The organism is Roseateles sp. SL47 (assembly GCF_026625885.1).
GTDB lineage: Bacteria > Pseudomonadota > Gammaproteobacteria > Burkholderiales > Burkholderiaceae_C > Roseateles.
The window spans coordinates 3,342,505-3,363,847 of record NZ_CP113068.1 but is presented as its reverse complement, the minus strand read 5'-3'; the positions used below and the strand labels follow the sequence as shown (position 1 = coordinate 3,363,847).

19 protein-coding genes are annotated in these 21,343 nt (G+C 66.7%); 9 read left to right on the top strand and 10 right to left on the bottom strand.

Annotated features, from left to right (window positions below):
- Window positions 1–11: 11 nt before the first annotated feature.
- Together OU995_RS14850 and OU995_RS14845 are read left to right on the top strand one after the other, a co-directional pair.
- Window positions 12–2,750: an FtsX-like permease family protein gene (locus OU995_RS14850; protein WP_267830808.1), complete on the top strand. Its 2,739-nt coding sequence runs from the start codon at window positions 12–14 to the stop codon at window positions 2,748–2,750.
- Window positions 2,750–4,126 (top strand): lipocalin-like domain-containing protein, encoded by a 1,377-nt coding sequence (locus tag OU995_RS14845; RefSeq protein ID WP_267830807.1) that lies wholly within the window; start codon window positions 2,750–2,752, stop codon window positions 4,124–4,126. The genes OU995_RS14850 and OU995_RS14845 overlap by 1 nt, the downstream gene beginning before the upstream one ends.
- On the opposite strand, the gene OU995_RS14840 is transcribed toward OU995_RS14845, so the two are convergent.
- Entirely contained in the window at window positions 4,102–4,731 is a 630-nt protein-coding gene (locus OU995_RS14840) for a GGDEF domain-containing protein (protein WP_267830806.1), read from the bottom strand. The two genes, OU995_RS14845 and OU995_RS14840, sit on opposite strands and share 25 nt — an antisense overlap.
- A gap of 201 nt (window positions 4,732–4,932) precedes the next feature.
- Here OU995_RS14840 and OU995_RS14835 point away from each other — a divergent pair, with 201 nt between their 5' ends.
- The gene (locus tag OU995_RS14835; protein WP_324288547.1) at window positions 4,933–5,559 is read left to right on the top strand and encodes a GNAT family N-acetyltransferase; all 627 of its coding nucleotides are present in this window, start codon (window positions 4,933–4,935) and stop codon (window positions 5,557–5,559) included.
- Window positions 5,560–5,573: 14 nt separating this feature from the next.
- On the opposite strand, the gene OU995_RS14830 is transcribed toward OU995_RS14835, so the two are convergent.
- The gene (locus OU995_RS14830; protein WP_267830805.1) at window positions 5,574–6,176 is read right to left on the bottom strand and encodes a MarC family protein; all 603 of its coding nucleotides are present in this window, start codon (window positions 6,174–6,176) and stop codon (window positions 5,574–5,576) included.
- 113 nt (window positions 6,177–6,289) lie between these two features.
- Here OU995_RS14830 and OU995_RS14825 point away from each other — a divergent pair, with 113 nt between their 5' ends.
- Window positions 6,290–6,763 carry an Lrp/AsnC family transcriptional regulator gene (locus OU995_RS14825; protein ID WP_267830804.1) on the top strand — a complete coding sequence of 158 codons (474 nt, stop codon included), beginning with the start codon at window positions 6,290–6,292 and terminating at the stop codon, window positions 6,761–6,763.
- Between the two features lie 27 nt (window positions 6,764–6,790).
- Here OU995_RS14825 and OU995_RS14820 read toward each other — a convergent pair whose 3' ends face one another.
- The 5 genes from OU995_RS14820 to OU995_RS14800 all read right to left on the bottom strand — a co-directional run bounded on the left by OU995_RS14820 (window position 6,791) and on the right by OU995_RS14800 (window position 14,216).
- Window positions 6,791–9,484, bottom strand: a complete 2,694-nt coding sequence (locus OU995_RS14820; protein WP_267830803.1) for a hypothetical protein — start codon at window positions 9,482–9,484, stop codon at window positions 6,791–6,793.
- A gap of 144 nt (window positions 9,485–9,628) precedes the next feature.
- Complete coding sequence (xerD, locus tag OU995_RS14815; protein WP_267830802.1) at window positions 9,629–10,720, bottom strand: site-specific tyrosine recombinase XerD; 1,092 nt, start codon at window positions 10,718–10,720, stop codon at window positions 9,629–9,631.
- Between the two features lie 30 nt (window positions 10,721–10,750).
- Complete coding sequence (locus tag OU995_RS14810; protein ID WP_267836269.1) at window positions 10,751–11,281, bottom strand: helix-turn-helix transcriptional regulator; 531 nt, start codon at window positions 11,279–11,281, stop codon at window positions 10,751–10,753.
- A 272-nt stretch (window positions 11,282–11,553) separates the two neighbouring features.
- Window positions 11,554–12,777 carry a fatty acid desaturase gene (locus tag OU995_RS14805; RefSeq protein ID WP_267830801.1) on the bottom strand — a complete coding sequence of 408 codons (1,224 nt, stop codon included), beginning with the start codon at window positions 12,775–12,777 and terminating at the stop codon, window positions 11,554–11,556.
- A 173-nt stretch (window positions 12,778–12,950) separates the two neighbouring features.
- Window positions 12,951–14,216 (bottom strand): RsmB/NOP family class I SAM-dependent RNA methyltransferase, encoded by a 1,266-nt coding sequence (locus tag OU995_RS14800; RefSeq protein WP_267830800.1) that lies wholly within the window; start codon window positions 14,214–14,216, stop codon window positions 12,951–12,953.
- Between the two features lie 37 nt (window positions 14,217–14,253).
- Between OU995_RS14800 and OU995_RS14795 the strand changes: the two genes are divergently transcribed.
- Together OU995_RS14795 and OU995_RS14790 are read left to right on the top strand one after the other, a co-directional pair.
- Window positions 14,254–14,502 (top strand): DUF1653 domain-containing protein, encoded by a 249-nt coding sequence (locus OU995_RS14795; protein WP_267830799.1) that lies wholly within the window; start codon window positions 14,254–14,256, stop codon window positions 14,500–14,502.
- A 9-nt stretch (window positions 14,503–14,511) separates the two neighbouring features.
- Window positions 14,512–15,168, top strand: coding sequence for a DUF1345 domain-containing protein (locus OU995_RS14790; protein ID WP_267830798.1), 657 nt, complete (start codon window positions 14,512–14,514; stop codon window positions 15,166–15,168).
- Here OU995_RS14790 and purN read toward each other — a convergent pair whose 3' ends face one another.
- On the bottom strand, window positions 15,169–15,807 hold the full coding sequence (gene purN, locus OU995_RS14785; protein WP_267830797.1) for a phosphoribosylglycinamide formyltransferase: 639 nt from the start codon (window positions 15,805–15,807) through the stop codon (window positions 15,169–15,171). It abuts the gene before it with no gap.
- An 87-nt stretch (window positions 15,808–15,894) separates the two neighbouring features.
- Here purN and trpS point away from each other — a divergent pair, with 87 nt between their 5' ends.
- The 3 genes from trpS to OU995_RS14770 all read left to right on the top strand — a co-directional run bounded on the left by trpS (window position 15,895) and on the right by OU995_RS14770 (window position 18,956).
- Window positions 15,895–16,974: a tryptophan--tRNA ligase gene (gene trpS, locus OU995_RS14780; RefSeq protein WP_267830796.1), complete on the top strand. Its 1,080-nt coding sequence runs from the start codon at window positions 15,895–15,897 to the stop codon at window positions 16,972–16,974.
- 90 nt (window positions 16,975–17,064) lie between these two features.
- Window positions 17,065–17,583 carry a DUF3717 domain-containing protein gene (locus tag OU995_RS14775; RefSeq protein WP_267830795.1) on the top strand — a complete coding sequence of 173 codons (519 nt, stop codon included), beginning with the start codon at window positions 17,065–17,067 and terminating at the stop codon, window positions 17,581–17,583.
- A complete protein-coding gene (locus tag OU995_RS14770; RefSeq protein ID WP_267830794.1) occupies window positions 17,580–18,956 on the top strand; it encodes an MATE family efflux transporter in 1,377 nt (458 codons plus the stop codon). Before OU995_RS14775 ends, OU995_RS14770 begins: the two co-directional genes overlap by 4 nt.
- A 57-nt stretch (window positions 18,957–19,013) precedes the next feature.
- Here the strand turns inward: OU995_RS14770 and OU995_RS14765 are convergent, their stop codons facing one another.
- On the bottom strand, window positions 19,014–20,633 hold the full coding sequence (locus OU995_RS14765) for a HAMP domain-containing sensor histidine kinase (RefSeq protein ID WP_267830793.1): 1,620 nt from the start codon (window positions 20,631–20,633) through the stop codon (window positions 19,014–19,016).
- On the bottom strand, window positions 20,630–21,343 hold the full coding sequence (locus tag OU995_RS14760) for a response regulator (protein ID WP_267836268.1): 714 nt from the start codon (window positions 21,341–21,343) through the stop codon (window positions 20,630–20,632). The genes OU995_RS14765 and OU995_RS14760 overlap by 4 nt, the downstream gene beginning before the upstream one ends.

Here is a 21,343-nt window from a genome sequence, read left to right as displayed (position 1 = left end):
GGTGGTGGCACTTGTCCTGGCCAGCGCTGCGGCTTCAATGGGGGCGCCAACTGGCGGCGTTGCTGACGATTGCGCTGGGGCTGGCGCTGGCGGGCGCGGTGCATTGGATCAATGGATCGGCGCTGGCCCAGTTTGAGGCGGCGGCGCGGCAAAGCAGCGCTCAGGCGGATCTGGAAGTGCAGGCCAGCCCCGGTGCTGCCGCGCTGACCGACGAGGTGTATGCGACGCTGGCCGCACGAACCGACATTGCCGCGCTGGCGCCAAGGCTGGAAGGCAGTGTGCGGGTGCAGGCAGCGGATGGGCGCTGGGTGCGGCTGCGTTTGCTGGGCCTGGATCTGCTGCAGATGGGCAGCTTCCATCCGCAGTGGTGGCCGCGAGCGGACGGCGGCGGCATCGCGGATGCGTTGTCGGCGCCGGCGGTGTTGATCAGTGATGCGGCTCTGCGGCAGTTGGTTGCGGGAGCACCGGCGGCAGGGACGAATCCGGCGCCTTCAACGACTGCGAGGGGTTCTGCCAGCTCTGCGGATGCATCGAGGTCAGCGGATCCAGTGGACTCAACTGGTGCAGCGGGATCAGCAGGATCAGCAGGATCAGCAGGATCAGCAGGATCAGCAGGATCAGCAGGATCTGCGAGTTCCACGGATTCCGCGCGCTCCACAGACTCATCACGCGGCCGCGCTCCTTCGCCGTCGCCGCTGCCAAGCACCCTCTCCATCGACCTGCCCGGTGGCCAGACCCGACTGACCGTAGCCGCCAGCGTACCGGACAGCAACCAGGCGCTGATCATCATGGACATCGCCTGGGCCCAGGCGCTGCTGCAGCGCCCCGGAGAGCTGGACGCCATCCTGCTGCGCATGGCGACGGGCCATGCCGCCCCCACCCAGTGGCCCGACGGCCTGCGGGCCATCGCCCCGCAGGATCAGGCCCGCCAGCAGGCCGACGATGCACGCCGGTTGACCCAGGCCTACCGGTTGAACCTGGGCGTGCTGTCGCTGATGGCGTTGTTTGTGGGTGCTTTCATGGTGTTTGCGGTACACAGCCTCTCCGTGGCCCAACGCCTGCCGCAACTGGCGTTGCTGGGCGTGCTGGGCATGAGCAGCCGCCAACGGCTGGGTCTGCTGCTGGCCGAAGCGCTGTTGCTGGGCCTGGCCGGCGCCGTATTGGGGTTGCTGCTGGCGCTGGCCCTGGCCGAGCTCGGCCTGCGCCAGTTGGGCGGCGACCTGGGCAGCGGCATGATGGGCTTGTCCGGCGCGCGCCCGGCGCTGCAAACGTCCACCGCTTCGATCCTTGGGCTGCTGTTGCTGGGCCCCGTGGTCAGCCTGGGTGCGGCCGCCCTGCCGCTGGCCCGCCTCAGGCGCCTGCCTGCGGCGCAGGTGCTCAAGGGCCTGGGCAGCGGCGCACCGGACCGGCGCTGGTGGTTGCTGGGCCCTGCCCTGCTGCTGCTTGCAGCGCCGCTGGCCGCTCTGCCCCCCATCGCCGGCCTGCCGCTCGGTGCCTACGGCGCGATGGTGGCGCTGCTGTTGGGCGCCTTGGGCAGCGTGCCCTGGCTGCTGCAACTGATCACCGGGCTGATGCGCCGTCGTGCCGCCCGCTCAGCCCTGCCCTTGCTGGCCGTGGAGCGGGCCCGGGACCAGGCCGGTGAAGCCGGCCGCCTGATTGCGGGTGTGCTTGTGGCCTTGGCCCTGGCGGTGGCCATGCTGGTGATGATCGCCAGCTTCCGGCTGTCCCTGGACCAATGGCTGATGCAGATGCTGCCCGCCGACCTTTACCTGCGACAGACCGCCCGCGACACCGCCGAACAGGCGAGGCCTCTGGCCCCGGCCCTGCTGGTCAAGGCAGCGGCCTTGCCCGGGGTGACCCGCGTGGAGGCTCAGCGCACCCGGGAAATCGGCCTGCGCCTGGCCGATGGCAGGCAGGACCGCGCCACGCTGCTGGCTCGTCCACTGGACCACACTCTGCCGCTGCAAGGCGCGACGGTCCCTGCACCCAAAGGGGTGCTGGGGGTCTACATCAACGAGGCCATGCGCGATGCCTTGAACCTTCAACCGGGCGCCCCCCTGACCCTGCGAGTGGCCGGCAAGGATGTGGCCGCCGCCGTGCAAGGCGTGTGGCGCGACTACAGCCGCCAGTCCTCCGCCGTGCTGCTGGAACGGGCCGACTGGACCCAGGCCAGTGGCGACGACACCTTGACCGAACTCGCCCTGTGGCTGACACCCGACGCTGACCTGCAGGCGGTGCAGTCCGCCGTGCGGCAGTTGGCCCCCTCCCCGGAGTCGGTGGAGATGGCCTCCGCGGGTGAACTGCGGCGGTTTTCGCTGGCGATGTTCGACCGCAGCTTCGCCATCACCTACTGGCTGCAGGCGGTGGGGCTGGGGCTGGGCTTGTTTGGCGTAGCGGCCAGCCTGTCGGCCCAGTTGCTCGCCCGCCGGCGTGAATTCGGGTTGCTGCTGCATCTGGGGCTGACACGCGCCATGCTGCGTCGGCTGGTGCTGGGAGAGACCTTGATCCAAGGCCTGGCCGGCGCGTTGATGGGCTTGCTGGTCGGTTTGGCCATCAGCGCCGTGCTGGTGTTCCGCCTCAATCCTCAGAGCTTCCACTGGAGCATGGATTGGCAGGTGCCTTGGTCACGGGTGGCGGAACTGCTGCTGGCCAGCCTGGTGGCGACCGGCATGACCGCCGCAGTGGCGGGCGCCCGGGCCCTGGGCTCGCGCCAGGGCGAGGCCCTGCGCGCGGTGCGGGAGGACTGGTGATGATCGGACGACGACCGCTGCTGTTGGGGATGGGTGGGCGCGCGCTGGCCGGCCTGGCGGCGCTGGGGCGTGTGGGAAGCGTGGGCACGGTTGGTTCTCTGGCCCGGGGTTCAGTGCTGGGCCTGGTGGGCGCAGGCGCCGCAGGGAGCGATGCCGCGCACGCCGCAAATGCCACGAATGCGGCGGATGCTCCCGACATGAACGCCACCGACCCGCCCCCACTATCGAACGCACCGCTAGTGTTTCCGCGCGACCATGGATCGCATCCAGAGACGCGTGTGGAGTGGTGGTATGTGACGGGGGTACTTCGGCCATCCGACGCATCGGACCCGACCAAGCGCGGCGCTGCAGGGGAGCGTTCGAGCCGCGGGCAAGGGGCACCGCAGGGAGGCCCTCGGCCTGAGCAGCCGGCGCAGTCGGAGCAGCCAGAGCAGCTGTCACCGGCCCCCGCCTACGGTTTCCAGCTGACCTTCTTCCGCATCCAACGGCCGTTGCAACGCCCGCTGAACAGCCGCTTTGCGCCGTCACAGATCATGCTGGGGCACATGGCGGTCACCGATCTTGCCCGTCAGCGCCTGCACCACGACCAGCGGCTGCTGCGCCAGGGCTTTGCCAATGCCTTCACCGACGAGACGGACGCCCGCCTGCGCCTTGGGGACTGGTCGCTCGCCCGCAGCACCGGTGCCGACGGGTTGAGCCGCTACCAACTGGCGTTCCGCAGCGAGCCGGCCAACGTGGCCCTGTCGCTGTCGCTGGCCGCGCCGCTCCCGCCCTTGCTGCAGGGCCGACAGGGCTGGTCGCAAAAAGGTCCGCAGCCGCAACAGGCCAGCCGGTATGTCAGCGAGCCGCAGTTGCACGGCCAAGGCGAACTGGCGGTGGACGGCAAGCCCGCCCAGCCTGTCCAGGCCCAATGCTGGCTGGACCACGAATGGAGCCACGCCTATCTGGGCCGCGGCGGCGATGAGAACCCGAACCGGTCGGTGGGCTGGGACTGGCTGGGCCTGAATCTGCTGGACGGCTCGGCACTGATGCTGTTTCAGATGCGGCGACATGACGGCAGCACCCTGTGGACCGGCGGCACCTGGCGCCACCCGGCCGGCCGTCAGCAGGACCTGGAGCGCCAGGTGAGCTTTGAGGCCGAAGCCTTCTGGACCAGCCCGACCAGCCTGGCGCGTTACCCAGTGCGCTGGCGCATCCGCACCCCCCAAGGCCTGTGGCGCATCGAAGCGATGTTTGATGCCCAGGAAATCGATGCCCGCCGGAGCACCGGATTTCTGTATTGGGAAGGCGTGGTCCGCGTGCTGGATGACGCCGGCACGCTCAAGGGCTGGGGCTATCTGGAGATGACCGGTTATGCCGGTCGGGTGCCGCTGTAACGGTTACGCCCGGACGGCGTGACTGCATAGGCCCGCACGCAGTTGCAGCCCGCGCCTCGTGCCATGGCCAGGGCCTGGCGGGCCTGCTGCAACAGTTGGTCCGCCCCCTGCTGCGGTTCCCGTTTCCAGTCCTGCCAATGGGCCAGGCCAAGGCTGGCGCTCAGCGGCAACGGCTGGCCGGACCAGCGGTAATCCAGCAGGGAAATGCGATGGCGCAGACGGTCGGCCGCGTCCAGTGCGCCTAGCGGGTCGGTACAGGGAAGATAAACCGCCCAGACCCCATGCGGCAATGGCAGCAACCAGTCGCCCCCGCGCAATTGCTGCTGGGCCAATTGGGCCAGGCGTTCATCCAGTGCATGTGTGCAATCAGCACCGAATTGATGCTGCAGGCGCACCCACGGGTCCAGTTCCAGCAGCACCAGGGCGCCGTCGTGGCCGTGGCGTTGGGCACGGGCGGCCTCACGTTTGAGGGAGTCCATCAACTGCGTCTCGTCGGCCTGGAGGCTGACCGGGGCTTCTTGCCGAAGGGCGCCCCCGCCTGCCTGCCAGCGACGACGCAGCCGGATCCACCAAGCCTTGGGGCCTTTGTCAAACTCTTGAGCCATGCCGCTGCCCGCCTTGCCGTTTGAGTCATGATTGCAGCACAGGAGCAAGCTGCGCGCCGCCCCCTTTCCGAGGGAGGATAGGCCCGATGCCGACGAAGGTGAAGGGGCGTGGCCTTCCCGCCACGGGCGCGGCCGCCGCTCTACAGGGCACGGTGCCGGTACACGGCCCCCCCTCCCGACCGCCCGGTGTAGAGTCACCGCATGACTCAACTGCTCACGCCTCGGCTACGCCTGGAGCCCTTTGATGACAGCCATTTGGCCGGCCTCCACGCGCTCAACAGCGATCCGGAGGTCATGCGTTACCTGAGTGGCCACCCCGAGTCGCTGGAGGAGACGCAGGCCGGCATCGACCGCGTGAAGCAGCGCTGGAAGCAGTGGGGCTATTCCTGGTGGAGTTTTTTCGAGCGGAGCACCGGGGAACTGGTGGGCGCCGGCTGCATCCAGCACCTGGGCAAGGACCAGACGCAGCCCCTGGAGATCGGCTGGCGCTTGCGGCGCGACCGATGGGGGCAAGGGCTCGCCTCCGAAGCGGCCCGTCGCATGGCGAGGTTTGCGTTTGACTATTTGGCGGCGCCGGATCTCACTGCGGTCTGCGTACCGGAGAACCTGAATTCCGCGCAAGTGATGCAGCGGCTGGGGATGCGGCTCCGGGGCACCGAACAATGGTATGGAAGCGATGCCACCGTCTATGGGATCACCGCGCAGGAATGGACCCAGTCCCCGGCTTGTGCGCGCGCCCTTGCCGAGGCGGTGCCGGAGGAGGACGAGTGGGCGGCGCAGGCCGCTCGGGACGCGCAGGCGGCCCGGGAGCAGCCGCGCTTTCTCTGAGTCGCCGGATCGGGTCAGAGCCCGCCGATGAAATAGCGCTTCAGGCCCGCCAGAATCATCTCCACGGCGATGGCGGTCAGCACCAGCCCCATCAGTTTTTCCAGCGCCGACACCACCGAGTCTCCCAGCAGCTTGCGGATCCGATCCGCCAGGATGAGCGCCAGGAACGACAGCACCATGGCGGTGAACAAGGCGCCGATCCACTCGGCAATGCGGTCCGGCTGGCGCGACGCCAGCAGCAGCACGGTGGCCATGGCCGACGGGCCGGCCAGCAACGGCACCGCCAGTGGGAAGATCAATGGCTCGCGGCCGGTATCCGCGCCATAAGCGCTGTCCCCCGCGTGGCTGAAGATCATGCGGATGGCGATGATGATCAGGATGACGCCGCCCGCCACCTCCAGCGAACGTTCAGACAGGTGCATCAGCCGCAAGAAGCTGTCGCCCAGAAACATGAACACCAGCAGCACCCCAAAGGCGATGCTGACTTCGCGCAAGGCCACCTTGATGCGGCGTTCCTTGGGCACGTTCCGCATGATGGGGATGAAGATCGGCAAGCTGCCCAGGGGGTCGAGCACCAGCAGCAAAAGAATGAGAGCAGAGAGAAAACTGTGATCCATGCCCGGATTGTCCCCGAAGGCTGCGCGGGCGGCGATCGCTGTGCCTTGTCAGCGAAACTTTCCTGCGTCAACTTCACTAAAATCGCTCAAAAACGTGAACTCTCCCTCCCCTCATGAATGAGAAGACCGGGCTGGATGCCATCGACCGAAAGATCCTGGACATCCTCCAGCGCGACGGACGCATTTCCAATGTGGACCTGGCCAGCCAGGTGCATCTGTCGGCGCCCCAGTGCTTTCGCCGCGTGCGTGCCTTGGAGGAACGCGGCGTGCTGCGGGGCTATCGGGCGGACGTCGCGCCCCAGTCCCTGGGCTTGGAGGTGGTGGCCTATGTCAGCCTCAACATCACGGCGCAGGCCTTTGCCCGGGTGCGGGAGATCGAATCCCTGATCCGCGACTTCCCCGAAATCCTGGAGTGCCACACCGTCTCGGGGGACTGCGACTACCTGCTGAAGGTGGCAGCCAGCAACCTGAAAGGCCTTTCCACCTTCCTCACGGACAAGCTGATGCAGCTGGACGGGGTGGCGGATGTGCGCTCCATGATCTGCCTGGAGGAGATCAAACCACCCGCAGGTTTCCCGGTGCGCTGATCAGGCGCCTCGCGGCGCCCTGCTCTATTACTCGGCGCGCACCCGTTTCAGGGCGTCCCGCACAATTTGGTGGGTCATGATCAGGCTGGAGATGGAGTGGTCCGCGAGTTTCGCTGGAATATCCGCAGGGTGCTGTTGCAGCTCCTTCCGGTCGGCCGGCAGGTCCTTGTTCAACCAAGCGGCCAGAGGGCCGCTGCGCGGATCGTCCAGTTGGCCCAGCACCTGGGTGCGATCTTCGGGTGACAGCCGGGCAAGGCGCTCCTTCAGCATTCTGACCAGTTCCTGCTCGATAAAGTGGGCGCGTTCGGTCCGGTACTTCTGCGACGCCATCGCTGGATCGGAGGGAATGAATTCATTGGCGAGCCGCAGCACTCCGGCGGTCAGGCGGCCAATGACCATGCCCTGAAGCTGCAGCGCTTGAGCGCGGGCCGCCTCGGGCCTCATCCAGCGGGCGAACCGGCTCATGAGGGACTCCTTGGGCTTTTGGAAGGCAGCCACCAGGTCGTCCATGGCTAGATGGAGCACCTCAGGATTCGCCATGGCCACCTCCAGCCCCTTGCCGAACTCCTTGACCGTCCTCTTATCGCTGTCGGTCAGTACGCTCTTGACGTTGAGGTCGAACGTCAGCGGTTTTTCGACGTAAGGGGGCGGGAACTCGGTGGGCAGCGGGAGATCCGCAGGGGAGTCGGTGTCGACCGGGCTGTTGGCGAGTGAGGCTTTCAGCGATGGGCTCGGCCCCTGGAGGGGAGGCGCCGGTGAGCCCTCCTCCAGGGCGTCAGCGAGTGCACTCAGCTCGCCGAGGGCCACAAGCTCCGCCTCCTGGGCCTTGGTGAGCGAACGGCCGAACTGTCCGATGTCGAGTGGAGTGCCGCGCAGGATGGCGTCGGCCAGTGCGTTGAAAGCCACATCGTTCTCTGTGGTGGACATCACCGGCTTGGCGGGGTTGCCGGCGTCCGTCAGTTCGGCGAGCGTGGGGACGGTAGGAATGCTGGCGGGGTCCGGTGGGGCGGCAGCATCCCTGGGCTTCACCGGGACGGGCGGTGGAGGAACGGTCGGCCGCTTGGCAGGGAGAAGGGGCGATGCGGGCCCTCGCAGGGCCGAGGTGGGCGGTGGACTGCCTGCAGTCGGCCGCTGCGCTGCACGATCGACCGGTGGCTCCGGTGGTGGGCGACGAGCGGTTGGATCGACCGGTGGCTCCGGTGGTCGGCGACGAGCGGTTGGATCGACCGGTGGCTCCGGTGGTGGGCGACGAGCGGTTGGATCGACCGGTGGCTCCGGTGGTCGGCGACGAGCGGTTGGGGGTGGCGCTGCTGGAGCTGCAGCTGGAGCTGGAGCTGCTGGAGCTGGAGCTGCTGGAGCTGGAGCTGGTGCCGATGACGGTGCAGGACGTGCCGGGCGGGGACTCGCGGCCGCATTGGCATTGGCTTTGGCGGAGGGTTGGGCGTTGGCCTGCTCGGCCTCGTCCTTGGCCTTGTTGGACGGAGCTGGTGCGGATGACACCGAACCTGCGGAGGACGGTGTTGGGGCCGCGCGAGCGGGGGAGGATTGAGGGTCGAGACGCTGAGGCACCGGCGGCGGGGGGACCGGGCGTCGTGAGGCAGGAGCGGCCACGGATGACGTGGATGGGGGTGTTGATGCTGTCGTCGGGGGGATCGTTGATGCAGACAAAGACGGGGTCGCCAACGGGGGCGGCAGCTGCGGCTGGGAGGTATCCGCCTTCTGCAACTCTTGCGTGGAAGAAACCGTGACCATCCAGGGGTCCAGCTGGGCACGCACTGCGTCCTTGAGCACATTCAACCCGGCATCCACCTTCTGCTGAGGCAAGGAGCCGAACTCCGCGCCCAACCAGTCGCGCCCTTGCAGCAGGAGCAACTGCTTCTGATGCTGAATGACCAACGGATCCATGACGGCTTCGACCATCCGTTGCGCTTGCTCCAGCGGGGCCGATTCCAGTCCGTTCACAACGTCCATCACGCGACGGAAACGTTGCTGTGCGTCCAGAAGCACCAGCGCGGACCCGGACAGGCTGCGCCCGTCGCTGCAGGCCAGGGCCACGCCGCCAGGGGGCGTGAGGGAAGCTGGATGCCGGGTGTCTGAAAGCATGGGGTCCGCTGCGACCTCAGCCTGGTGTTTGCGCGCTGATTGATCCAAGGCGGCCACCTGCTCCATCAGTTTGTCGGGCGCCGCCTGCAGGTCGATGTTGTGCAGACAAACACGATGGGTGGCATCCAAGCCATGGCTGTTTTGAAGGTCGAAGCACAGCCAGTGTTCACCCCCTTGTTGCTCCACCCAGGCGGCGCACTGCGTGCCGGCGCTGTTGAATTGCGTGGGCTCACCGGAGGCGATGAGACGGGAGAGCAGGTCCTGCTGGGGCGCGTCGTTGCCGTCGATCACCGCCAGGTCGGTGCGCCCCTCCTGGTGGAGCGAGGACAGAAACCGCAGCATCTGGGCGGATGCGTCAGCATCATGGGAGGCCCCGGGCAGGGCCATGAGCTGCGGCGGCGGGAGCTTGGGGTCGGCACTGGCGAAGCGATGGCCGCTCACGGCGGCGTCTTCCCGGCCGGCGGGGGGAAGGGCGTACTGGCCCTTCAGATCAACCGCAGGGCTGTGCAGAGACTTGCAAGGGGCGGCGCTGCTCCGGTTTCCACCACCGCCTGCAGGGACGGACACCAGACCGCCAGACATGGCGGGGAACGCCTGAGAGGTAGGGATGGAATACATGGCGCGAATCGAGTTTCTGACCGCTCTTGGTGGCCGCCGCTTCGATCCGGGTTCGGCCGTGCCATCTGGGCTTTGCTGTCTCCATCGACGCGGCCCTCCCGACCGCTCCCCGCGCCTGTCCCCGCCCCTGGGTCGGTCGCCGGTTCAGCCTCGGGGATGGTGGGTGGCGTGCAGCACCTTGAGCCGCTCACGTGCCACATGGGTGTAGATCTGTGTGGTGGACAGATCTGCATGGCCAAGCAACAGCTGCACCGCGCGCAGGTCGGCGCCATGGTTGAGCAGATGGGTGGCGAAGGCATGGCGCAGGGTGTGCGGAGACAGTGGACTGGTGATGCCCGCCACCACCGCATATTTCTTGACCAGTCGCCAGAACGTTTCACGCACCATGCCGGAGCCGAATTTGGTGAGGAACAGCTCATCGGTGGCCTGGGTCTTCAGCAGTTCGGGCCGGGCCTCGCGCAGATAACGCAGCAGCCAGGCATGAGCCTCTTCGCCAAAGGGCACCAGCCGCTCCTTGTTGCCCTTGCCAGTCACACGCAGCACAGCCTCCCGAAGACCGACATGCACACTCTTGAGCGTGACGAGTTCGGTCACCCGCAGCCCGCTGGCATACATCAGTTCCAGCATGGCGCGGTCCCGCAGGCCCTGGGCGGTCTCCACATCGGGTGCCGACAGCAGCGCTTCCACCTGCTCCTGCGACAGCGTGCGCGGCACCCGTAGCGGAGCTCGTGCGGCGGTGAGCTTGAGTGTCGGGTCGGCCTGCATGCGGTTTTCACGCAGGGCCCAACGGAAATAGCGCTTGAACACCGACAGGCGACGGTTGGCCGAACTGGTCTTGCTCTGCGTGTGACGCGATTGGGCATAGGCCATCAGATCAACCTCAGTGGTCTGGTCCAGGCTGCGGTCGAGGGTGGCCAGCCAATCTGCCAGCAGCTGCAGGTCGCGACGGTAGGCCAACTGGGAATTCTTCGAGAGCCCCTCCTCGATCCAGAGGCCGTCCACAAAGGCGTCAATGCCGCGCTGGCTGGCCTCACGGCGTTCCCGCTGGGGCGCGGTCAAAGTGGGAGCGGCCCTCTCATCAGCGATCACGCCGACGATCACGCCGACCGTGGCGCTGGTGTTGGTGTTGGCGTTGGTGTTGGTGTTGGCGCTAGTGTTGGTGCCAACCCTTGCAGCGGACGACCTTTTGCCAGAGGAGGCAGGAGTGGCCGGGGGAGAGACATCGGGGGAAGCCATGGCCCACATCATGCCATCCGTGCGCGGTGCTCAGAGCACCAGCGCCCTCAGCACCGCCTCCCCGTCACCACGGTCCAGATGCTGCTGTTCCTTGATCAGATTGACCTGCATGGCCGTACGCGACATGCCCACCACCGACGGGTCCAGCACATACCCCCCACGCGAGGCCATCCAGGCCAGCACATGGGAGAGATGCCAGACCGACGACGCATTGCCTTCGTGCACGGGAGGCGGAAAGCTGGCCATGTGGGTCAGCATCAGCTTACGCATGTTCTGGCGCGTCACCCCCACCAGCTCTGCCACATCGGTCAGGCCGACCAGGTCCGGCCCGGCTTCAATCAGGCGGGCGGCGGGCAGCGACGATCGAATGTCCTTCAGCGCGCTCATCAGCGCTTCGTCCGGGGACTCGGCAGCACGGTGGAAGGCCAGCGACAACCGCCCGGGCGGACTGTTTCGGATCAGCGCGTCACCGCATCCGGTATCCATCAGGCGCTCCACAACCTCCCGCTGGTGTCCCTCCGCTCTGGACAGTTGGTACTTGAGGGTGAAAGCAAACTCCACATCGGCTCCTAGATTGATGGCTTTCATCGACACCACCGAAAGTCCGGTGGGTCCTGGGTCGAAGCGATGGATTTTTGGCCGACCCCTGCAATCGATCCACGGCACGTGGGTGCGTGACTGCTGCAAACCATGCCTTGTGCAAGTCAATCACTCATTCACTTCCGCAGCCCTCTGCCCTCACAGGGACGCCAAGGAGCTCAGAAAAAAAAAGGGCACCTGTCTCAGGTGCCCTTTCAGGGGGAGGGAGCTGAAGGAAGCTCAGACCCGCATGTTCACACTCGCACGGTACGCAGGCTCAGTGCAAAAGCGCGCAGTTCAGCGATGCCGCTTTCTTCCGCCTTGCGGCACCAGGCTTGCAGGTCGTGCACCAGCTGCTCGGCGGAGACATTGGTACGCGTCCATAGCTGACGCAGCTCTTCACGCATGGTGACCAGCTTGTCCAGCACCGGGCTGGCCGCGCGGGCGCCGTCGATCTGCGCCTGATAGGCGGTCGGGATCTTTTCGGCGTCACGGTGCAGCCACCGGGTGGCCAGCTTGAACTGATGGAACTTCACGCTGTGCTGTTCGCCGGCAGCCTTGAGCTTGCGCAGCTCTTCCTTGCAGGCGCCGCGCAGTTCACGGGCATAACGCGCCATGACTTCATAGCGGTTGGCAATGATGGCTTCCAGGGTGTCCTTGTCGGCCACGGCCTTCAGTTCACCGGTTCGCATCTGCGGGGCCGTCTTGCGGACCTTGGCCCAGCCGATCATTTCCATGGCACGGATGTAACCCCAGCCGATGTCGAATTCGAAGGGCTTGACCGAGAACTTGGCCGACGTGGGGTAGGTGTGGTGGTTGTTGTGCAGCTCTTCACCACCGATGATCAGGCCCCAGGGCGAGACGTTGGTGGAGGCATCCTGTGCCTCGAAGTTGCGATAACCCCAGTAGTGGCCCGCACCGTTGATGACACCTGCGGCCCAGAACGGGATCCACGCCATCTGGATGGCCCAGATGGACATGCCGATGATGCCGAACAGCGCCAGGTTGATGATCATCATCGAGGCCACGCCCAGCACCGAGTGGCGGGTGTAGACGTTGCGCTCCATCCAGTCGTCCGGCACGCCGTGGCTGAACTTCTTGATGGTTTCTTCGTTCTTGGCTTCCGAGCGATAGAGCTCGGCACCACGGGTCATCACCGTTTTGATGCCACGGGTGATGGGGCTGTGCGGATCTTCTTCGGTTTCGCACTTGGCGTGGTGCTTGCGGTGGATGGCCACCCACTCACGCGTGACCATGCCGGTGGTCATCCAGAGCCAGAAACGGAAGAAGTGCGACGGGATGGGGCCCAGGTCCAGTGCGCGGTGCGCCTGGGCACGGTGCAGAAAGATCGTGACGGCGGCGATCGTGATGTGGGTCACGACCAGCGTGTAAGCCAGGATCTGCCACCAGCTCGCGTCCAGCAGGCCATAAGCCAGCCAGTTCACGAGGGCGTCATGCACATTCATCAATACGTTCATTCGGTCCTAACCCTGCTCATCAAGAGCTAGTTGTCCACAGGAAGCCTCATTGTAGGCGAGCCTCCCTAGATTCGGTCTTTGATCAAACCCAATTAACGCCGGTCTTTGTTGACTTCGATAGGCGTACATCCCTCCACGGGACCGGATTTGACCAAATCGTCAAAAAGTCTCGTTTATTGGCGGGTCCAGACGGCCGCAAAAAAGCCGTCACTCTGGTGACGATGCGGCCACAGCCGCAGGAAACCGTTCTCGCACAGGGCGTCGACGCGGTCTTCGGGCACCTGGGCATGGCGGAGGATGTCAGGCACCGGCTGCAGGGTGAATTCCGGATGAGCTTCGGAAAATGCTTTCGCCACCGCTTCATTTTCCTCCTCCAGCAGGCTGCAGGTGGCATAGACCAGCCGCCCGCCCGACTTGAGCATGCGGGAAGCGCTGTTCAGGATGGCCAACTGCTTGGCCTGCAGCTCCTGGATGCCCTGCGGCGTCTGGCGCCATTTCAGGTCGGGGTTGCGCCGCAGCGTGCCCAGGCCGGAACAGGGCGCGTCCACCAGCACCCGGTCCACCTTGCCGGCCAGGCGCTTGACGCGGTCGTCCCGCTCGGTGGTGAGCTGGACCGGGTAGACGTTGGACAGGCCGCTGCGCGCCAGGCGCGGCTTGAGCTTGTCCAGGCGGTGGCCGGACACATCAAATGCATAAAGACGGCCGGTGTTGCGCATGGCGGCGCCCAGGGCCAGGGTCTTGCCGCCCGCACCCGCACAGAAATCCACCACCATCTCGCCGCGCTTGGCTTCGGTCAGCAGGGAGAGCAACTGGCTGCCTTCGTCCTGGACTTCCACCTGACCGCTGGTGAACACCTCCAGCTTCTGCAGCGCCGGCTTGCCTTCCAGCCGCAGGCCCCAGGGGGAGAACGGAGTGGGCGTGGACTTGAAGCCCTTGGCCTCCAGCGCCGCCTGCACCTCTTCCCGGCGGGCCTTGAGCAGGTTGACCCGCAGGTCCAGCGGGGCGGATTCGTTGAGCGCGTCCGCCAGGGCCCAGAACTGGTCCTTGTCCAGCCGCTTTTGCAGCGGCTCGACCAGCCAGTCCGGCAGGTTGTGGCGCAGGCGCTCGGGCAATTGCTTGCGGTCTACCGACCGGACCTGCTGCAGCCAGTGCTGCTCCTGGTCCGTCAGCGCGCCGCGCAGGAAGGCTTCATTGCCCTCCCAGCCCAGGATGGCCAGCCGGCGCGACATCGGCCCACGGCCCGACTGGGCCAGATGCTGGAACAGCAGGCGGTGGCGCAGCACGCCATAGGCGGTTTCCGCCAGGGTGTGGCGTTCGCGCTGGCCCAGGGCCTTGTGCTGGCGGAAAAACGCGGAAACCAGGGTATCTGCCGGCGAGTCGAACAGCATCAGGCTGTCGACAAGTTCGGCGCAAAGTTCGAGGAGGGCATTAGGATGCATTCCCAAATTATCTCAGTCTCCCGACCCCAGCCCCACGATGAGCGACCAAGACCCGCATCCGCTGCCTGCGCTCCCTGTCACGCCCGCCGGCCGCTACCGTCATTACAAGGGCGGGCACTACCAGGTCCACGGGGTGGCCCGCCACAGCGAAACGCTGGAAGCGTTGGTGGTGTATGCCCCGCTCTACAACAGCTCGGGCCTCTGGGTGCGCCCGCATGCCATGTTCTTCGGCACGCTGGAGGTGGACGGTCAGACCGTACAGCGTTTTGTGCGCATCGGGGACTGACGGCGGACCATGCCCCTGCTCCATCAGCTTCGTCAGCGCCCACGACTCCTGATTGGGGCCGTTCTGGGGGCCGTGCTCGCCACCGTCCTGCCCTGGGCAGAGGACCTGCCCTGGTCCACGCAGGTGCTGATCGGCTGGAGCAGCGGCGTCTGGGTCTACCTGGTGCTGGTGCTGGCGATGATGCTGCGTGCGCCCGTGGATGCGGTGCAGGCGCAGGCCAAGGCAATTGCCGAGGGCATGCCCACCGTCCTGGGCCTGGCCATGGTGGGGGCTCTGCTCAGCCTGGCGGCGTTGGCGCTGGAACTGGCCCAGGTGCGGCAACTCGGGGTGAGCCACGGCTGGCCCCATCTGCTGGTGGCCCTGGGCACGGTGACGAGTTCCTGGCTGCTGCTGCCGGTGGAATTTGCGCTGGCCTATGCCAGCCTCTTCCACAGCGGCCCCCAGGCACCTCACGGGCTGGAGTTTCCCGGGGACGACGGACAGCCGGATTACACCGACTTTCTGTATTTTTCGGTGACGCTGGCCGCCACATCCCAGACGTCGGATGTGATGGTGAGCGCCCGGCACATCCGGCGGCTGGTGCTGGTGCAGGCGGTTTTGTCCTTCGCTTTCAACACCGTGGTGCTGGCGCTGACCATCAACCTGCTGGCCAGCCTGCTGGGCTGATCAGCTGAACATCTGCGGCACACCGCCGCGATGCCGCACCGCCGCGCCCTGGATTTCCAGCGCCCCCTCCACAAACCAGCGTACGGCGCTGGGATACATGCGATGTTCCTGCTGCAGCACCCGTGCGGCCAGCGCGGATTCATCGTCACCATCCAGGACCGGCACCACGGCCTGCGCCACGATGGGGCCATGGTCCAGCTCGGCGGTCACAAAATGCACGGTGGCACCGGCCACACGACAGCCGGACTCGATCGCCCGCTGATGGGTATGCAGCCCGGTGAAGGCCGGCAGCAGCGACGGATGGATATTGAGCATGCGGCCTTCGTAATGGCTGGTGAAACCGGCCGTGAGGATGCGCATGAAGCCGGCCAGCACCACCAGATCGGGCGAGAAGCCATCAATGACGCGTTTCAGTTCTGCATCAAAGGCCATGCGGGCTTCGTCGCCCCGGCCAAAGGCCTTGTGGTCCACCACGGCGGTGGCAATGCCATGCGACTGGGCAAAAGCCAGGCCGCCGGCATCCGGACGGTTGCTGATCACCGCAGCAATGCGGGCGGGCCACTGCTCGGCCGCGCATGCCTTGACGATGGCCTCCATGTTGGAGCCACGGCCGGAGATCAGGATCACAATGTTCTTCATGGGGCGGCAGTGTAGCGGCGCGCCACCCCGACAATCAGCCCGGCACAGCGCCCCACCACCGGCCTGCCTACAATCCGGCCCCCGCCCATGAATCACAACACCCCCCTCCCCACCAGCGCCGCCGGCCCCGCCGCCGACACGCCGGCCCTTGCTTCAGTTGCCCCTTCAGCGGCCACGCCCCCCGGCGCCCGGCCCCGCGTACTGTCCGGCATGCGCCCAACCGGCGCGCTGCATCTGGGTCATTACCACGGTGCGCTCAAGAGCTGGGTGAAGCTGCAGGCCAGCCACGACTGCTTTTTCTTCGTGGCGGACTGGCATGCGCTCACCACCCACTACCAGCACCGCGAGGGTCTGGAGCAGAGCGTGTACGACATGGTGGTGGACTGGCTGGCGGCAGGGGTGGACCCGGAAAAGGCCACGCTCTTCATCCAGAGCCGCATGCCGGAACATGCCGAGCTGTTCACGCTGCTGGCGATGAGCACGCCCTCCAGCTGGCTGGAGCGCATGCCCAGCTACAAGGACACGGTGGCCGAGAACCGCGAGCTGGCCACCTTCGGTTTCCTCGGTTATCCGCTGCTGCAGGCGGCCGACATCCTGATCTACAAGGCCGCGTTTGTTCCGGTGGGGGAAGACCAGTCTGCCCACGTGGAAGTGACGCGTGAAGTGGCACGCCGCTTCAACCACCTGTATGCGCCGTTGCTGCCGGAACCACAGGCCTTGCTGAGCGACACCTCCCGGCTGCCGGGGCTGGACGGCCGCAAGATGAGCAAAACCTACGGCAATGCCATCGCCATGCGTGATGCGCCGGACGTGGTGGCGCAGAAGATCCGCCAGATGCCCACCGACCCGCAGCGGGTGCGCCGCAATGACCCGGGCGACCCCGACCGCTGCCCGGTCTGGCCGCTGCATCAGGTCTACAGCGACGACGCCACCCGCCAATGGGCCGCCGAGGGTTGCCGCAGCGCCGGCATCGGCTGCCTGGATTGCAAGCAGCCCCTGATCGAAGCCATCCAGCGGGAACAGGCCCCCTGGCGCGCCCGGGCAGAAGAACTGCTGGCGGACCCGAAAAAAGTCCACTGGATCGTCGAAGTGGGCACCGAGCGTGCACGGGCGGTGGCCCGCAAGACGCTTCGAGAGGTCCGCGCCGCGATTGGCCTGGCCTACTGATGCCCCCTCCAGGGAGGGCCCCCATCGCAACGAGCGACATCCATCGTCCCCGCCCTTCACAATCGCAGTTCCCTCTTTTGCAGTACCCCCATGGCTGGCCTCCACATCACTGACATCGAATCCGCCATCAACTGGTGGCGCGCCCGCGAACCCGGCGACGGCATCGGCCTGTGCCCCGAGCTGCGTGCGCTGGCGGAGGTCTATGCGCTCATGGTCTATCACCATGAAACACTGTGTGATGAAGACTCCATGCCCCCGGCTGCCCACGGCGCCTGGCTGGCGTGGTATGACACCACGCCGGACGCGCCATGCATTGCCATCTGCTCCACCAGCCAGGGCGATGAACTGTGCAAGGGCTGTGGCCGCACCTTTGACGAGGTGCAGAACTGGCCGGTGCTGACACCCGGTGAAAAACGCGCCACCTGGCGTCGCATCACGCTGGAAGGCACGGCTTGGCGCTTCAACCGTTATGCGGAACGTGCCATCGAGGCGCGGCTGCAGGCAGCGGCAGATGCCGCCACCCGGCCGCAGCGGCAGCGCAGCCCAACACCCGCAGCGGACACGCCCGCTTCTGCGCCCCCCCACGACGGCCCCCTGGAGTCGTCTTGAGCCGTCGCCTGCAGAGCTTCCGCCAGATTCTGCCGCTGGCCTGGCCGGCCTTTATCGGCCAGTTGGCGGTGCTGGCCTATTCCACCATCGACACCCTGCTGGTGGCCCGCCATTCCGCACTGGACCTGGCGGCGCTGGCGGTGGGGTCGGCCGTCTACACCTCGGTGTTTGTGGGTTTGATGGGGGTGGTGCTGGCCATCTCGCCAGTGGCGGGCCAGCTCTTCGGTGCCCGGCGCATGACCGAAGCCGGCGACAGCCTGCATCAGGCCGCGTGGCTGGCGCTGATGCTGGCAGTGATTGGCGAGTTGATCCTCTGGTTCCCACAACCGTTCCTGGCAATTTCACACGCCAGCCCGGAGGTCGCGGCCAAGGTCACCGCTTATCTTCGTACGCTGGGCATTGCCTTGCCGGCCGCCCTGCTCTTCACTGCCTACCGAGGTTTCAACACGGCGGTGTCCAGGCCCAAGGCGGTGATGGCCCTGCAGATCGGTGGGCTGCTGCTCAAGTTCCCGGCCAGCGCCTTGCTCATCGGCGGCTTCAGCCTGGGGCCGGTGACGGTCCCTGCCCTGGGCGCCGTGGGTTGTGCGGTGGCCACGGCGGTGGTGATGTGGAGCCAGTTGCTGGTGGCCGTGGGGGTGCTGCGGCGCGACCGCTTCTATGAGGGGTTCGGCTTCTCCCGCGGGGGCCTGCATCGGCCGCGCGCGGCCACGCTCTGGCGTCTGCTCAAGCTGGGTGTGCCCATGGGCGCGTCGGTGCTGATCGAGGTGACCGGTTTCACCTTCATGGCGATTTTTATTGCCCGCATCGGCAGCACAGCGGTGGCGGGCCATCAACTCGCCGCCAACCTGGTGGCGATGATGTTCATGCTGCCGCTGGCGCTGGCCAATGCCAGCAGCACGCTGGTGGCTCAGGCCCTGGGCGCACGAGACATGCCCCATGCCCGCCGTCTGGGGTGGCACGGGCTGGAGCTGGCCGTCGGCATCGCCTTCCTGATGGGAGCGGTGGTCTTCTCCCTGCGGGAGCAGGTGCTGGGGCTTTACACGCGGGATGCCGCGATCATTGCCGCCGCCCTCCCGCTGCTGGGCTGGGTGTGGATCTTCCACGTGGCCGACGCAGGGCAGACGGTGTCCGCATTCGTGCTGCGCGCTCATCACATTGCCACCGCCCCCATGGTGATCTACGCCTTGGCCATCTGGGGCCTGGGGCTGGGCGGTGGCTACTGGCTGGCCTTCGGTGAGCATGCGGTGGCGCTTCCCACCTTCATGCAGGGCGCCATGGGTTTCTGGAGTGCGGCCTCGGCCGGGCTGGTGACAGCGTCGATCGGCCTGAGTGCCTTGCTGGCATGGGTGCATCGCACCCAGCTCAAGGACTGAACAAAGGACCTGGGTCCGCGACACGGCGGCCCCAGGTCAGGTCGCCAACCCGACGGTTCAGAGCGCGTCCGGTTGCAGCAGCGGCAGACTGATCACAAAGCAGCTGCCCCCACCCTCTCGCGCCTCGCAACGCACCGTGCCACTGTGGGCGGCGGCAATCTGCTTGACCAGATTCAGGCCCAGGCCCACACCGCCGGACACCTCGGCATGGCCAGGCAGCCGGTAGAACGCCTCGAAGATGCGTTCCCGCATGGCTTCCGGCACGCCGGGGCCCCGATCACACACCTGCACTTCGACGTGGTCCTGCCCGGCACGACGCAGCTTCACTTCCACTTGCGGCCCACCATAACGGCGAGCGTTTTCCAGCAGATTGCGCAGTGCACGGCGCAGCAGCCGGTCATCACCGCGCAACTGCAATTGCTCCAGGCCGGCTTCGGCTTCCACCTCAGCGCCGGTGCGTGCGGCTTCCTCGGCGGAAATGCCCAGCAGATCCACCGGTTCCAGCCGCAGGCTCTGCGCCCCGCCTTCCAGCCGGCTGGCCAGCAGCACTTCCTCCACCAGGGCATCCAGCTCCGCGATGTTGGTGTTGATCTCCTGCTGCAGACGGAACCGCTGCGGCGGAGAGGCCTCATCCAGCATGGCAAATGCCATCTTCAAGCGGGCCAGCGGCGAGCGCAGTTCATGGCTGGCATTGGCCAGCAGGCTCTTGTGGGAACTGACCAAGGTCTGGATTTTCTCCGCCGCCCGGTTGAAGCTGCCGGCCACGGCGGCAATTTCATCCTTGCCGTGGTCCTGCACCCGAAAGGCCAGATCGCCTCCGCCAAATTGCTCCACACCCGACTTGAGCGTCTCCAGGCGCCGCGTCAGGCGGCGAACCACCGGATACGCACCGCCCGCCACAGCCATGAACAACACCACCAGCAGCGAGGCCAGGGCTTCACCACTCGGACGAGGCATCCAGGCAGGGAACCAGGAGCCAACGTTTTCCGCCCGGCGCTCCTGCTCCAGCCGCTCCATCATGCGCTGCCGGGTGACTTCCACCTCCGGCAGGGCCACACGTTGCGGCCGCGAGGCGCCTTCGTCCGGCGCCGAGGCGCTGTCCTGCGGACCCCTGCGGTCCTTGTCCTGCGGCCCGGTGCCCGGGGCGCTGAATCCGTCGCCACGTTCCGGGCGATCTCCACGTTCCGGGCGATCTCCACCCTCCCGAACGGGCTGGCCGCCCGGCTGCGATCCACTGGAGCCCTGCTCCGGCTGGAACGGCCCAGGCCCCGGCAAGGGGCCCGATGTTCCCGGCGGACGGGCGATTCTCAGGAACAGCAGGTGTCGCCCATCGTCCAGCGGAATGCGCTGCACCCGCGAGCCCGGCAGGTCCTCGCGCCGCTCGAACAGCGGCGAGGCGCCGACGCGCCGGCCCTTGGCATCTTCCAGCGCCAGGGCCATGCGCAGGCGCTGGCCCCAATCTTCGATGGCGTCCGCCTGTTCATGCGTCGGCGCGGAGGCCGGCGGCAAGGCGCGCTGAACCAGCACCGCCATGGCCACAAGCCGCTCAGAAGCGGCTTGTTCAAAAGTCCCTCGCTCCTGCTCGATCCGGCCCTGGAACAACCAGGCCGAACCCAGCGCGAATGCGAGCAACACCACCACCACGGTGATGTAGATCCGCAGATAAAGCGATTTCACTCCAGGCCTTCGGCGTCCTGCTTGCGTGCAAAGACATAACCGGCGCCACGCACGGTGAGCACCCGGCGCGGATTCTTGGCGTCGTCTTCAATCACCGAACGGATGCGCGAGATGTGCACATCGATGGAGCGGTCGAAGGCTTCCAGCGGATGGCCCTTGAGCGCGTCCATGATCTGGTCGCGGGACAACACCCGGCCCGGGCTTTGCGCCAGCACCACCAGCAGGTCGAACTGATGGCTGGTGAGGTCGCAGGCGTTGCCGTCCAGGCGCACCTGGCGGGCAGCCAGGTCAATTTCCAGACGCCCGAAGCGCAGCACCTCGTCGCCCAGGGCCTGCGGCTCGGTGCGGCGCAGCAGCGCCTTCACACGGGCCTGCAGCTCACGCGGCTCGAAAGGTTTGGCCAGGTAGTCGTCCGCACCCAGCTCAAGGCCGAGGATGCGGTCCATCGGTTCCCCGCGGGCCGACAACATCAGCACCGGCAGGCGGCGCCAGCGTTTGTCGCTGCGCAGTTGGCGGCAGAACTCGAGACCGTCGCCATCCGGAAGCATCAGGTCCAGCACGAGGAGTTCGTACTGGCCTGCTTCCAGCTCGGTCCGACCCTGCGCCAAGGAGCCGGCAAAACTAACGTCGAAGCCGGCACTGCTCAGGTAGTCGCCCAGCATGGCCGTGAGGCGCGCGTCGTCGTCGATCAACAGCAGTCGTGGATTCAT